The sequence below is a fragment of the Candidatus Babeliales bacterium genome (genome assembly GCA_035288105.1).
In the GTDB taxonomy this organism is placed as follows: Bacteria; Babelota; Babeliae; order Babelales; family Vermiphilaceae; genus SOIL31.
Genome location: DATEAY010000041.1, coordinates 1 through 14,348, shown reverse-complemented (window position 1 = coordinate 14,348; position 14,348 = coordinate 1). Strand labels below are relative to the sequence as shown.

Annotated in this window: 15 protein-coding genes; 11 read left to right on the top strand and 4 right to left on the bottom strand. The window is 37.0% G+C overall.

What is annotated here, in order from left to right; all coding sequences use genetic code 11:
• Window positions 1–121: 121 nt before the first annotated feature.
• Window positions 122–484 carry a cupin domain-containing protein gene (locus VJJ26_02080; protein HLC06954.1) on the top strand — a complete coding sequence of 121 codons (363 nt, stop codon included), beginning with the start codon at window positions 122–124 and terminating at the stop codon, window positions 482–484.
• Window positions 485–498: 14 nt separating this feature from the next.
• On the opposite strand, the gene VJJ26_02075 is transcribed toward VJJ26_02080, so the two are convergent.
• Window positions 499–2,199 carry a cytochrome c biogenesis protein DipZ gene (locus VJJ26_02075; protein HLC06953.1) on the bottom strand — a complete coding sequence of 567 codons (1,701 nt, stop codon included), beginning with the start codon at window positions 2,197–2,199 and terminating at the stop codon, window positions 499–501.
• Window positions 2,200–2,466: 267 nt separating this feature from the next.
• On the opposite strand from VJJ26_02075, the gene mnmA reads away from it, so the two are divergent.
• From mnmA to VJJ26_02040, 7 genes are all read left to right on the top strand, one after another.
• Entirely contained in the window at window positions 2,467–3,531 is a 1,065-nt protein-coding gene (gene mnmA / locus VJJ26_02070; protein ID HLC06952.1) for a tRNA 2-thiouridine(34) synthase MnmA, read from the top strand.
• Window positions 3,528–4,145 carry a CDP-alcohol phosphatidyltransferase family protein gene (locus VJJ26_02065; GenBank protein ID HLC06951.1) on the top strand — a complete coding sequence of 206 codons (618 nt, stop codon included), beginning with the start codon at window positions 3,528–3,530 and terminating at the stop codon, window positions 4,143–4,145. Before mnmA ends, VJJ26_02065 begins: the two co-directional genes overlap by 4 nt.
• A gap of 6 nt (window positions 4,146–4,151) precedes the next feature.
• Window positions 4,152–4,541 (top strand): hypothetical protein, encoded by a 390-nt coding sequence (locus VJJ26_02060; protein HLC06950.1) that lies wholly within the window; start codon window positions 4,152–4,154, stop codon window positions 4,539–4,541.
• Between the two features lie 278 nt (window positions 4,542–4,819).
• The gene (locus tag VJJ26_02055) at window positions 4,820–6,670 is read left to right on the top strand and encodes a hypothetical protein (GenBank protein HLC06949.1); all 1,851 of its coding nucleotides are present in this window, start codon (window positions 4,820–4,822) and stop codon (window positions 6,668–6,670) included.
• 143 nt (window positions 6,671–6,813) lie between these two features.
• Window positions 6,814–8,430, top strand: coding sequence for a hypothetical protein (locus VJJ26_02050; GenBank protein ID HLC06948.1), 1,617 nt, complete (start codon window positions 6,814–6,816; stop codon window positions 8,428–8,430).
• A 130-nt stretch (window positions 8,431–8,560) separates the two neighbouring features.
• The gene (gene ssb / locus VJJ26_02045; GenBank protein HLC06947.1) at window positions 8,561–9,115 is read left to right on the top strand and encodes a single-stranded DNA-binding protein; all 555 of its coding nucleotides are present in this window, start codon (window positions 8,561–8,563) and stop codon (window positions 9,113–9,115) included.
• 152 nt (window positions 9,116–9,267) lie between these two features.
• On the top strand, window positions 9,268–9,711 hold the full coding sequence (locus tag VJJ26_02040) for a hypothetical protein (protein HLC06946.1): 444 nt from the start codon (window positions 9,268–9,270) through the stop codon (window positions 9,709–9,711).
• A gap of 88 nt (window positions 9,712–9,799) precedes the next feature.
• Here VJJ26_02040 and VJJ26_02035 read toward each other — a convergent pair whose 3' ends face one another.
• A complete protein-coding gene (locus VJJ26_02035) occupies window positions 9,800–11,062 on the bottom strand; it encodes a hypothetical protein (GenBank protein HLC06945.1) in 1,263 nt (420 codons plus the stop codon).
• 320 nt (window positions 11,063–11,382) lie between these two features.
• Between VJJ26_02035 and grpE the strand changes: the two genes are divergently transcribed.
• From grpE to VJJ26_02020, 3 genes are read left to right on the top strand one after another with little or no spacing between them, the layout of a single operon-like run.
• Window positions 11,383–11,931, top strand: coding sequence for a nucleotide exchange factor GrpE (gene grpE, locus VJJ26_02030; protein ID HLC06944.1), 549 nt, complete (start codon window positions 11,383–11,385; stop codon window positions 11,929–11,931).
• 42 nt (window positions 11,932–11,973) lie between these two features.
• Window positions 11,974–12,450, top strand: a complete 477-nt coding sequence (locus tag VJJ26_02025; GenBank protein ID HLC06943.1) for a hypothetical protein — start codon at window positions 11,974–11,976, stop codon at window positions 12,448–12,450.
• A 22-nt stretch (window positions 12,451–12,472) separates the two neighbouring features.
• A complete protein-coding gene (locus VJJ26_02020) occupies window positions 12,473–12,826 on the top strand; it encodes a hypothetical protein (GenBank protein HLC06942.1) in 354 nt (117 codons plus the stop codon).
• A 43-nt stretch (window positions 12,827–12,869) separates the two neighbouring features.
• Here VJJ26_02020 and VJJ26_02015 read toward each other — a convergent pair whose 3' ends face one another.
• Together VJJ26_02015 and VJJ26_02010 are read right to left on the bottom strand one after the other, a co-directional pair.
• Window positions 12,870–13,979, bottom strand: coding sequence for a hypothetical protein (locus tag VJJ26_02015; GenBank protein HLC06941.1), 1,110 nt, complete (start codon window positions 13,977–13,979; stop codon window positions 12,870–12,872).
• A gap of 131 nt (window positions 13,980–14,110) precedes the next feature.
• Window positions 14,111–14,348 (bottom strand): hypothetical protein (locus VJJ26_02010; protein ID HLC06940.1); only part of this gene is annotated, 238 nt, incomplete at its 5' end.

The window sequence follows — 14,348 nt, the reverse complement described above, 5'->3', positions numbered from 1 at the left end:
GCAAAAGTTAAGGTTTTTTGAAAATAAATCATTAAGAATTGATTTATTGCTATTTTGAGGTTGCTCAATTTATCGTAAATGAGAATTGTTTTTGTGTAATTCAAAATTGAGGAAAATATATATGAAAGCACCAAAATATTTTTTTAATGAAGACATTGTTGAGTTGACACTCAATAATACGTTTTTTAGAAAAGAAATTTTTACCGGGAATCATAGTCAAATAGTACTCATGAGTGTATCTCCTGGACAAGAGATTGGAAAAGAAATACATCGTGTAGATCAAATCCTTTTTTTTGTGGATGGTCAAGGAATTGCAATTCTTAATGATGTTACTTCTGAAGTATTTCCGTATCACATGGTATTTGTTCCATCGGGAGTTGAGCACAATTTTAAAAATACTGGTCCTAGAGATATGAAGATATGTACCATGTATGCTCCTGTAGAACATAAACCAGGAACAGAAGAAGCAAAATCTGAATACTAAGGCTATAGTATTGATTAATGTTTTTGCTCTTCGTTTTCTCCACCAAAAGTAAACACATATGCTGTAACACCTTCTTGGCATTGGAGTGTGAGTGTATGGCGTCCATAATCATCTTGTAGATTAACAAGCTCATACATGCGTGGTTCATGTACCACAATTTCCCCTACATCATTCATATCGCGTGTACGGTATTTTTCCGGAATTGGTTTTCCATCAAGCAAAACCGTAAGTTGTGTTGGTTTATCAGCCTTCATAACAAGGTAGACGTGATTTGCAATAAAATTCAACTCTAAAACATTGTTATCGGCATTGCTTTGTAGTAAGTCAGGCGTAACTGTCCAGTTTCCTCTCAGACCGATTTGGTCATCGCCAAGCATGCCTAGAGTTTGATATGTGGTCGGAATGTTTTGCTGTATACGTAGAGATGGGTGATAACTACCGCCGCGTGCAAACCCAAGATACGTTTCAGGAGTAAGTAGTTTGTCAGAAGGACATTCTTTTGTTTTTCTGCATGGTGGCATATTGAGCAGTGCACGTATTGCATCTTCCATTTCTACATAACCACCTTCACCAAAATGTTTTTTTACAATTATACCGTTTTGATTGATAAGATAATGTGCTGGCCAGTAGTGGTTATCATAAGCTCGCCAGGTTTGGTAATCATTATCAAGAGCAACAGGGTATGTAATGTTGAATCTTTTTATGGCATCTTCTACATTTTTTGTACTTTTTTCGAATGCAAATTCTGGTGTGTGGACTCCAATAATTTCAAAACCATAATCTTTGTAAGATCTGTACCATTGTGTTACGTGTGGCAAGGTGCGAATGCAATTAATACAGGTGTATGTCCAAAAATCGATAAGGACAACTTTGCCACGTAGTTGTACAAGTGTTAATGGTTCTGAGTTAAGCCATTCAGTGATACCTACAAATTCGGGAGCATCTGACATTGTTGCAATTCCTTTGGATTGTCTGAGCATGTTTAGTTCTTCTTCTATTATTTTGCTTTGTTCAATGGTAATTGTTGGGAACCAACGTGCAATTTTTTCCTGTACCATTACGTCGACGTGAAAGACAATTGCCAAAGCGCTTGCAATAACAATAACGCCAAATATTTTTCGTACGGCATGGGTATAGGGTTCTATAGCACTTGCTGAGCGTAGAATTTTTGAGCCACCAAAACAGATAAGTAACATTGGTATTGCGGCACCAATGGTATATGCAAGTGTTATAAAAATTGTGGCGAGAGTAATACCTTCAGTAGCTGCAAGAGCTGTAATTGTTGCTAAAATAGGTCCTGCGCATGGTGTCCATAATAAACCGAGTGCAATGCCGAGAACAAATCCGCTCACAAACTCTTTTTTTATGTTAATTGAGAATGTTTGTACAATGCTGCCTAGACGTGCTATCTGTCCGGTAACAGCAATAAATGCATTTTCAAAAGATGGAACAATCATGGTCAGGCCGAAGAAAATAATGACACACAATGCGATGTAGCGAAAAATATCAGGCGATATACCGGTCGCTTGTACAATTGCGCTGAGTGCAAGGGTAAAAAATGAAAAGCTTATGATTAATCCAGTGATAATTCCCAATGGTTTGTGGTGGTTATGATTTGCCCCTGCAGTAAGAAGAATGGGAGCAATAGACAGTATGCATGGAGAAAGAATAGTGACAAAGCCTGCAAGAAACGCGAAAAGAATGAGTAAAAACATTTTGATCCTTTTATCTTAGGGTAAAATCATGGCATTTTTTACCACGAAATGGGTATGTTCTATAATTTTTTCCTAAAAATGGTATTCTAAAAAGAGATAATATCTGAAATATAGCATGTGTTACATTAGCTATTTATAGTCCAATCTACACTGCCTTCCGATTGGACGCCCTTATGAAACAACGTGGGATCCAAGTGTAAGTTCTTGATTGGGGTCCCCATACGTAATGAAATGTAGTATGGGGTATAAGAAATGGGGTATAAAAAAATGAAGAAAATGAAGGTTGCTGTCCTTGTTTCAGGTGGTGTAGACAGTTCTGTTGCGCTACAATTGCTGAAAAACCAAGGGCACGATGTAACCGCTTTTTATCTTAAAATTTGGTTGGAAGACGAACTTTCGTACTTGGGCGATTGTCCGTGGGAACAAGATTTAGCATTCGTCAAACAGGTATGTGAACAACTCGATGTTCCACTAGAAGTGGTTTCTCTGCAAAAAGAGTATAAAGACGAAGTGGTAGCATATACCGTTGCAGAAGTTAAAGAAGGACGTACGCCAAATCCTGATATTTTGTGTAACCAGCGAATTAAATTTGGCCTTTTTTTTGATAAAATAGATCCAAGCTTTGAAAAAGTTGCTTCTGGGCATTATGCCCAGGTCCGCGAAAAAGACAATGTGATTGAATTATTCCAGTCACCAGATCCTATCAAAGATCAAACGTATTTTCTTTCTCACCTGAGCCAAGAACAGCTCAAACGCGCTATGTTCCCGATTGGTCATTTACAAAAAAGTGAGCTGCGTGCCTTGGCGCATGAGTTCAACTTGCCAAACAAAGACCGCAAAGATAGTCAGGGAATTTGCTTTTTAGGTAAATTTAAGTTTGCAGATTTTATTAAACATCACCTTGGTACACAAAAAGGGCTGATGGTTGAAAGTGAAACAGGAAAAGTCATGGGTAACCATGATGGATTTTGGTTTTATACCATTGGTCAGCGGCAGGGCCTTGGGCTTGGAGGTGGGCCATGGTATGTTGTTGCAAAGGATGTTGATAAAAATATAATTTACATTTCTCGCAATTATTATGATGCTGAAAAGCGGCGAGATTTCTTTATTGTTGAAAGAATTCATTGGTTATCTGGCGTACCTTCTGATAAGAAAAATCTTTTTGTTAAATTACGTCATGGTGCACAACGGTATGAATGTACCGTCAATTACAATGAAGAAGGTAAAGTAGTAGTGCAGATTTCTGAAAGAGATCAGGGCATTGCTGCGGGTCAGTACGCAGTATTTTACGATGGTGATGTGTGTCTTGGTAGTAGTGTGATGTCTGTATGAAAAAAATTAATCTTCGCAAATTTACGTTGAATATATTGAGTCGTTTGCCTAATGCTGAAAAACGTATAACTATTCCAACGCTTTTTACCCTAGCACGGATAGTTGTGGTGCCGGTTATTATTGGCGCTATGATTACAGGCTGGTGGGGAATGGCGTTTTTCTTCTTTGTATTTGCCTGTTTGACCGATGTTATAGATGGTCTTTTGGCGCGACTACTTAATGAAAAAACATTTCTTGGTGCCTGTCTTGATCCTGTAGCAGATAAATTATTACTCATATCCTGTTTTTTCACCTTAGCATTTATTTCTACACCGTTATTTTCGATACCGTATTGGTTTGTATTGTTTGTGGTGAGTAAAGAGGTGATACAGATTGGCGGCGCTCTTATTATTTATCGATTACGCGGTCATCTTGACGTGCAGCCAACATTTTTGGGAAAAACAACTACTTGTATTCAGATGATTTTTATTATGTGGCTTTTTGCGTGCTATTTCTTCTGTTGGTTACCCATCAAAACATATTATGTAATGCTTGGGGTTATGATATTCTTTATTGGGGCATCATTTGGACAATATGTGCGCATTGGTTGGCGTATAATTAATACGAAAAAATAGTAAGCAATGAAAAATAAATACGTTGGTTTATTGGCAGTGGTCATTGGCGTGTGCACTGCTTGCTCGGTGGGACAAGAGTTTATTAAGCCAAAGACAAAAAGAGTCTATGTTTCCAAGCAGCAAGATGCAGAACTCGATGGTGATCTTGTTGCTCGAGGTACCGATATGTCTGGAGTTTTACTTGATCTTTCTAAAACCGTTTTTTTGATTATACAAAGTGCTATAACGCGGGTAAATGAGTATGCCTGTGGTGAAAAGAACTGTTTGGGTAAGGTTGAGCGGACAGATTGTTATGAAAAAAAAATGAAAATAAAAGAAGAGATAGAGCGTTCTATTGATGAGATACTGAAAATACTACAGCGGATCAATGATCTTGTGGCTGCCTTACAGTCATAGGTTGTATAAGTTTTCAGTTTGAATAAACACCCCCTGTTTCAGCAATTCACTTTTTCTGGTATAATTAGAGGTGAAGTTCAAGTTTTATCCAATAACTTTCTTTGATTGAATGATTGTCTTGGTCCGCTCGCCCTGAGTGCCACGATAGTGGTGTATCGAAGGGTTAAGCGGAAAGAGGATAAAGATAATTTTTTTTATGTCGCACCCTTCGATACACCCCTTTGGGGCACTCAGGGCGAGCGGGGTAAGTAATATCGGTAATGGTTAGGGAAATCATAGTGAATATATTATTACAGAAATTATCAGTTTTTGCGCTGTTCAGCTTTTCTTTGTGCACCACAACAATACAGGGAAATATTTTTCTAAATGTTGCGCAAGATCAGGCAAACAAAATAATCAAAAAGCCAACCGTACATAAATCTCCTCTTGAATTTAAACAAGCGGTAGCGCGGTACGTAAAACATACGGACGTTCACTGCTTTCAAAATGCGCAACGAAATACCGATGAAAATGCTTCGTATAAAAAGGAATTGCGCTACCTGTTTAAAAATTATGGAAAATTCTCTGCTGTTACATTACTTGCGCGTCTTCGCTCTGCTCATCAAGCAATGGTCAAACAAGATACCAATGTTGAAGGTGAAGCGTATAAAAAGTACGAACAAATGTGTAGCGCTCTTTTATTAACCTGCGTGCAGGTTTTTTTTAATGATGCACGTAATCAGATTTTAAACGCACTGCACGAGATTGATAATCTTATTGTGTATTGGCGGTATCAACAAAATCATCAGATAAAATATTTTTTCAGCAAATCACCAGTAAAATGGATAGTGGGTAAAGATCAAGAAAAAGAGATTGCTCATAATATAATCAGGCTGGAACGCAAGCAAAGAGAGTTGTATACATTATTGGGTTCTTTGACCGGGCATATTCATATGTTTACCGAAAGCGGAACAACGTACAATGATTGTTATGCGTGGATTGAAGGGCTGTTTGAAATTTTATCGTGTATTAAAACTCAAGATTATAGTTCTGACGGAACACGATTTGATGATATTGCAGGCAAATTAGAGTTAAAATTTAAACAGGTAACTAAATTAAAGCATGATTGCATGACATCACTTGCGGCAGCAAAAAAACCAAATCACTTTATTCGTAATTGGATGTTGTATACAACATTAACAACAATTATAGGATACACATTACATTATCACGTGCACAATCCTACAATTTTACCTGCAGCTTTTGAAAAAACGAAAAATTCGATTCAATGGATTGGAAAAAGCGTAGTAATAGATCCAATGACTGATTTATGGAAGGTTTTTTTTGAAACTAACTCAGAAAGTTCAGCTGCTAATATTGAAGATAAGATTGCTAAGATAGAGAAATTTTCTGGCATTATAGAAGCACGGGTAGCAGAGTTAACAGATCCAAAAATTCAGTCTTTGAAGTCGTATTCGACAGAGTTATTGGAGCGCGTTCTCACAAGAATGGAAGCTAAGAATTTTAAAGTAAATAAAGAAGAAATAATGCAAGATATAGCGCTTGATAAGTTTGATAAACTGGGTGCATTGATTGAGAACACAGGTGTCTACTATTATGATGAAAAAGTTGATTTAGGAATAGCTAATATTCTTTTGATGCTTGATACGGTGCTTAAATTATTACAAAAATATCCGGAACTGATCGATGAAGGTATCCTACCTTTGTTGCAGCAGATTGGGTTCTTGTTTGCAGATGTTGGAAAAATTGCGAACGATCTACTGAAAAATAATTTTTGGACAGTAAAGTTGGCAGCGTTTACTCCATTAGCAGGGGCATGCTTTGGTGTTACTAAGGCATATCAATGGGCAACAGCGCGCAATTATTCGCCAATACGGATTGCATTAGCTGACGTTAATTCGCTGTTAATAGAATCAGCTACTCATCTTGATGATCACGATTATGGTAAGTTGGTGTATCTGATTTGTAAGCTGCGACATAAATCAACGTATTTGAAAGATCCTTTATCTAATGATTTTTTGTTCGATGTGGCAAAGCTTGAATCAAAGCAATATTCTGCTCAGACTAAGCGTGGTATTGTTGAGAATATGTTTAATAAATACGCTTTCTTAGGACGTGTAGCAGTTTAAACAATTGTAAATCACAAAAAGAGGCTTGATGTATGTGTTATATGTACATCAGGTCTTTTTTTATAATCCATAATCTAGCTTGTTGCACAACGGATTGATTATACTTTCACAGACAGATTAATTTTTATGTAAAAGGGGGAATTGTGAAAGTACTTACCAAAAGATTATTGCTATTTTCTACAATAATTTTTTCTGTAGCCGCCATTCAGGTGTCAAAAAATATTTTTGCTGCTCAAGCGACAAGAAATGTTGTATCAAGGCAAGTTCAGGTTAAAACATCACAAGAAGCTCTTGTGCATATACGCAAAATTATTGCCAATGTGCCAAAAGATACTCCCGCTCTGCAAGCATATGAGAGAGAGCAAAGTGATCTGTTAAGCAAATGCGCTAAGGTGTTGTACGATAGTGCGCGTACTCAGATATTAGAAGCGTTGTTAGAAATTGATAATCGCATAACATATTGGCAATACCAAAGAGATCATCAGTGGAAATATTTTGTGAGTAAAAGCCCTTTTAAATGGGTTATGGGTCCAAAGCAGGAAGAAGAGATAGAAAATAATCTTGATCTACTCAAAAGTCATCAAGGGGAGTTGTATGTTCTTTTGGGACAACTTTCGGAGTTAGGAAATCTGTTTACTCAAGGATATAAAGATATTTTCTTGACCGATTATACAAAAGGTTATGAGTGGATAGATAAGCTGCTTGATGTGTTACCGCGCATAAAAACAGATGTAAAAGCAGCAGGTGGTAGTTCGCCATTTGTTGCGCGAGTTAATGCGTTAAAGGCGAAACTTGAAAAAGTGGGTCAATTCAAAAATGATCTTTTAGCAGATATCACAGAAACTGTAATTCCATCGCATTATGCACGCAATTGGTTGAAATATGGGGCATTAATGTTTGCTTTGAATTACGGTTACAATAGGGGTCTTATTGGTCAATTGAGCAGTTCTTTTAATTTTGCCACAACAAACATTAATGAGTATTTTATTAGTCCAGTAAAAGCTATTGGAGAAGACATTTTTTATCCAGGGCAGATTAGTAAAGTTGATTCTACAACAATAGTACCAGCTGCAGCGGGGACACATGACGCTGTATTAGAGTTAACAAAAAACTTTGTACGTGATAATAGTGCTACATATGGCATTGGTGAAGATCAAGCAAATGAAATTGCTATGGGTTTGGATAAAGGTGATTATTCGGGGTATTTAAAGTTTTTAGAAGTAGTAAAAAATAAAGAACAACTGTATCCGCACAGAGTGTTATCATATTTCTCCGGTCTTGGTGAGTACGGAAAGGGAATAGTGCTTTTTGCACAATTATTTGGTGCACAGTCACTTGATGATATTCAAAGATTTGTTTTAAATTTTATTTCTGCTCAGCAAAAACAATATGCTGCTGTGGGCAAGCTTGTTCTCCTTACGCCAGCAATATTTACTGGTTGGCTTGCATATAGTGGTTACCAGAAACTTACTGCACCTGTATTTGGTCCAATACGAAGAGCGTTAGTTGATGTTAATTCTCTTTTTGTTGATCAATCAAAGCAACTTACTGATGAACAATATGGTAAGATGATATATTTACTTTATAACTTAAAAAAACGAGCAGAAAAAGAATTAACACAAAAAAATAATATACGAGCAGATTTTATACATGATCTTGAAAGAATTGAATCAAAAGAATTTAATGTTGCAGCAAAACGTGCAATTGTTGAAGATATGTTTAAAAAATATTCCTTTTTAGGAATAATTCAGAAAAAATAGCGCTTAGCAAAAGATATTTTTCTGTTATTATCAAAATATGATGGCATTGCAAAACGTTGTGTCTTGCGCCATCATATTTTGATTTATGTAAAAAATTTTATACATCTTAGCGTAGCTGAAAGGGCGAAAAATGGCAGCATTTAATCGTGTTATCTTGATCGGTAATTTAACGAGAGATCCTGAATATCGTAATCTTGCTTCTGGACAAGCTGTATGTCGTCTTGGATTGGCAACAAACCGCCAATTCAAAAATAAACAAACAGGTAGCATGGTACAAGAAGTGTGTTACATTGATGTTGATGTGTGGGGTGCACAAGCTGAAAGTTGTCGCCAGTATTTACAAAAAGGTCGTCCTGTTCTTGTTGAAGGTCGTTTAAAGTTAGATTCATGGGATGATCAAGCAGGACAAAAACGTAATAAACATTCTATCGTTGCAGAGCGCGTTGTGTTTTTATCGAACGGTGCTTCTGCTGAAACTTCATTCGGTGCATCGTTAGAAGAAGACTCTTCTTCACCACAACTTAATCCAAACAATCCCGTTGAACGTGATTTGCTTGCGCAATTAGAAAAAGCTCAAACACGAGTTAAAGCGGCAAAGAATGTTAAAAAAGAAGAACCTGCTCCATCAACAGGAGAGATTGATTTTCAAGATGAGCCTCCATTTGAAGACAATCTTCCTTTCTAACTATAACCCATTGGGTTAAAATTATTGCCCCGCTGTAAAAAGCGGGGTTTTATGTTGACAAGATTAAATTCTATCTGAATATCTATTGACACAGGTATTTACTTTTTGTAACAATGAGGGTAGAAAAGGTGGGTTTATAAGGGGGGATGATGATGAAAAAACATAGAGATAATGGTTATGTAAATATTATGCTAATGAATTTTTTCATTCTATGCTCCACTTCGTCTGTTCTCAAGGCTTATCAAGTTAATCTCTCGTTCGATTCACTGTTTCCCATGACATGGTATCAAAAAGGACTTGAAGCGTCGTTACAAGTTTGGCACGAATTGGCAGATGTTTTTAATAAAAATGGTGACGATACTTTGATATCGTGTGACCTTTTATTAGGAAAATTAGCTTTTGCACAATTTTGTGTCAATCGTATGATTTACGAAGGGAATGCACATGTTTCAGAAGATATTGCTTATTTTATAACTGTGTTGCATACATTGCAGCGTTTGCTTGCAATGGTTGTTATTACACCAAAAACGCAAGATTTTGTTGTGTGTGCTGGTGAGATGGTTGTGTCAATTCAAAAGTTGTTATCTAGTTTATAATTTTCAATGTATGATCTTTTTAAGATTCAGATAATCCCCAACGCTAAGTTGGGGATTAATTATTCTTAATTTAAAATCTTAAGTTGAGCTACAAAGACCATGTAATATCAATACCATACGTACCACCAACAACATTGGTATTAAACACCCGCGCTCCTGCAACTTGAAGATTATAAAAAAGACCAATGCGATTACCAACGGTAGAATCCTCTTTGGCAAAGTCATATTCCAGTAAAAAGTTAAGCGTGTGCATATTCCATCCAGCAAGCATCGGATCTGAGTTCATAGTATTGCGATCAAACAGGACAGGGTTTGAGGGCGTCAGGTGGCTTTTTTGTTGCGATGCAAACGAATATGCAGCAGTCGCCGATACGCCATGACCAACATGGTCAGCTTTACAATAAAAACCTGTATTGATGAGTGGGCCCCGGTGATCTGAAACACGTGCGCATGCGAGTTTTATGATACCGCTTTGTTCACAATCTGTTTTAATGCGCATTGCTCGGCTTTTATTAATAAAAAAGAGTGTATTAAGATACCCGCCAATGGTGACCCATTCATAAAATCCTATTGATGCAGTGGTGCAGAGAGGAAATCCCCAATGACCGTTATAACCAGTTGGTAGTGAAAACAGCTTATTTTCGTTGCGTTGTTTGCCAGTAGGAGCAAGAAAGCCGGCCATAAGGGTGAAATCTATAAAATCCAATGTGTTGGTTTCTTGATAATTATGGGTCCAGCCAAGCCATGAAGTTAAATCTCCAACACCAGCGCTTGTTGTTGGGTATACATTAATTCCATAGTTTGCCAAAAGAGGTCTGAGCTCCTGGAGTACTTGTTGCCATACGGGAGTATTTTTATTGGGAACTATGTCATCATCGGGAGAAAGATCAGTGAAAGTGATATCTTTGATTTGTAATCTTCTGACAGGCAAATGGAAGAATAAAAATAACCCTTTAGATAAGTTTTGTGCACAAGAAAGGTTGGATTCTATTATCTTAAAGTGCCCATCTATTGAGAGCGTTGCAAAATTTGTTCGTACAGGCAGCATGTTAAGTTGCGCAAGAAGCTGATTGTACTGGTTATTGGGATCCTGAAAAAGAGTATTTACATTTAAATCTTGAAATGATTGCGTGCCATAGATATCAAAGAGGGGAACAATCGTATTGTGCGCGGATCGGCCTTTTGTTGAGGATCCTCCACCAAGGGTTGCATTGAATGTAGTAAGATAGTCATGTTCCAGACGTGGTTCTAGGAACATGTTTGTGGCGCGATAAAAATGAGGATTATCGAGCGCAAACAGCAACTGAGTCGTTGCTACAATAGCGACAGTAAGGTGAATTTTATATTTCATACAATTATGTCTTTCTGTTATCCAGCTTCATTTTTTTGCGCGCTCATCCTGAACTTGTTGAAGGATCAAGCGCGCTCTGATCCTTTTAACCCAGCTTCCGTTACTTTTCAGCCGGGTACCCAATACCGAGCAAAGCGATGATTGGGTTAAAGTGAGCGCGGGAATGGGCAAAAAATTTAATTTAATGATTTTTATCATATTATAAAAACTTACCACAAAAAGGATCCTTTTTTAAGATGGATTGCTCCACTTTGAGTATTTGTTATACTAAACGTATGTGTTATTTTTTGGAATATTGTAAGTAAGGGGGATTTGTTATTATGAATGACAATGATAAATTTAAGAAATTTTTCGGTTTTGGTGGCGATAGTAACGAGCAAGCAGCAGAAAGTTCTCACGAACCTGTGCTGAGTGAAAAAGAAGCACTAGAAAAGGCGAACGCAACAATCGCAGAATGGACAGATAAATATCTAACGCTGACAGCGGATTTTGAGAATTATAAAAAACGCGTGAGCTCTGAAAGAGCAGATTGGGCAAATGAAGCCCAAAAACGTATCGTTTTAGATCTTTTGACGGTTATAGATAACTTTGAACGTGCACTTGAACAAGAAAAAAAGCGTGAATCGGCAGAAGCTCAAGCATTACTTGCTGGGTTTACGATGATTTACCAGTCGCTCGAAAAACTACTCGTAAAATTTGGCGTGCAAGCAATTACTGATCTTTCTACGTTTAATCCTAAATATCATGAAGCGTTGATGCAAGTTGAATCCGATACGCATAAATCTGGCGAAATTGTTCAGGTTTTGCAAAAAGGATACACTATGCACGATAAAGTTATCCGTCCAGCTACCGTGAGTGTTGCAAAGTAAGTAAATTGTTTTTATATGGTGTTAATTTGAAAGCGGAACAAGATGAAAAAAATAATTTTGATGATAGGTTTATTGGCGCTTGCACCAAATGCTATCAGTTCTGAACGCGGGAATACAGCCGCTATCTACACACCAAAAATTCCTGAAATCCGAATAGTAGGTCAGGGTAAATATGGCAGCAATAAGTTTTCTGTAATGACCAAGTATGTTCCGCAAGCTAACCAGTATTACAGCCAAATTTCGCCTGCAATGGCGGCTACAATTCCATTGTTAAAAGAACAAAAAGAATCAAAAACCGTGCTTTTGCAAGTTGATAACAGAAGTAATCTTTCTAACGTAATGCGTTATATGTTGATACGTCATGATATACGCACTAATGTTGAAGGCGCCAAGCAAAGTATGCTTAATTATTGGTTCCACAGAGCAGGGGGAAGATCTATATATGTATGTGGATACTTTTTCTTTGGACCGTTGGACGAAAAAGGCAAATGGAACAATAAGAGCTTTGGGTGCTTGTAAAGGTGTAGAAATAAGAAGTAATGTGCTTCGTTGTGATCCGTATTTGGTTACTCTTGTTGACGATACTATGAATAGGGCAATGTATGAATTAACGCACCAAGATTTTTCTCCGGCTAGTAAACCGTTATTAGAGATAATGGTTGCTTTGAATGAGCGCTTCAAGAGTAATGGAATAAAAGATGAGTTTCCATATCCTTCAGCAATTAAAGAAATCTTGAATCCATCTGCTGCACTCATTAGTGATGGAGTTGAAAAATCTTATTATCAACTTTTACTGACTCATATTTATCGAAAGATGTATAAATATCGTCAATCTATTTTTGCTGCAGCAATCGCAGCAGCGGTGCTTTTTGTGTGTAGTAAGCTTACACAATAAAAATTGATTTAAAAAAGGGCAGATGTACATCCGCCCTTTAATCCTACCCTTTTAAATAACTTAGAATACCAAACATAAGTTCAACAAAAATTAAAATAATAATTAGTACAGAAAAAAGATCTTCTCGCGTTGTATCAATTTTTTGTTGAAACACTGTTTGCACATCTTCTACAATTCGTAATTTTCTATCAATTCCATCATGCCAGTTTTTCAAATCAAGCTTTTCTACAAGAAGATTGTGTATTTCGGAATAGTACGGTTCGCCTGCAATCTTTATGCTGCTTTCTAAGCGTTCGGTAATTACGGAAATATCTGCTTTTAATTTTCGTAGTTGCCCAACCGGATCACTAAAGAATGTACCAAAGAACGGTAAATATGCACCCCATGATAAGTTGGTTTCTTTGCGTTCGTAAATGGTGTTGATTTGTTGATCAAGAAGGCGGTCAAAAAAGCGTAATTCAAGTTGTTGAATGTTTGCAAATTCAAACAAATCAATAATATCATCATAATCTTCTTCGTACACAAATGCTGCATCAATATCGATAACAATTAAACTACCACGGAAATAACCAATAGCAGAATCTAAGATTTCATTTTTTTGAAACTCTGAAAGTATTTCCGTTTCGAACCTGAGTGTTGAAGCGATAGTGCTGCCGTATTCTTTTTGTAGTTGCGTTAAATCAAGAATTGTTGGTTGTGGATCTACTTGAATAATAACGTATGATGCACTTGTCTGGAAAAATTTTGGTTGAACAATAAAAGGCTCTATTTTTTTATAAATTGCTTTTGCATCAAGGGCACTTTGCTGTTGATATTTGTTAGCAAGTGCATTGCAATTGACGCGAAGATTTTCCAGCGTATCGGTGAATGGAATTTTATATGTTAAAGAAATTGCGCCAAAGCTGTGTATTTTACTGCTAATACAGTATGAATGATTGTGCGGATGTGGAAGTTCAATTGCAAGGGGAACATTGTACTGCTTAAAGTGTTTTGGCAGTTGTAGTGGCATTTTGATGATATTGTGTGATTCTTCAATTTTTTGTAGGTTAATATCTTCGCCAATGTCATACGCCCATAAAATAAGTATGTTTCCCGAAAATATATGATCAGTCTTTTCTCTCTTTGACTCAATATCTGATGTCAGGGGCTGCATGTGCAGGTTTCCTTTCTTTTATAGTGGTTGTTATTATTGAGCATACTTAAGATTATGAGGTTGGGCAAATGGTTAAAAAAAGAGGCGCACCAATCAGGTGCGCCTCTTTTAATACTTACAATATAATGCTTTTACTCATTATATTGACCATCTTCTTCATTTTCATCGTCACTTCCAACCATTCCGTTTCCACCTTGGTTGTTGTTAGCATTTCTATATTGTTGAGCGCTATCAGCAGCACGGTTTGCAGCATCAGCTGATTGTTCTGCGCTATAGGCAGCTTGATTAGCAGCTGATGAAGAACTTGCTGCAGACCCAGCTGCAACTGTTGCACCAACAAGGGCTGTAGTACCAAGCACTGCTGCTCCT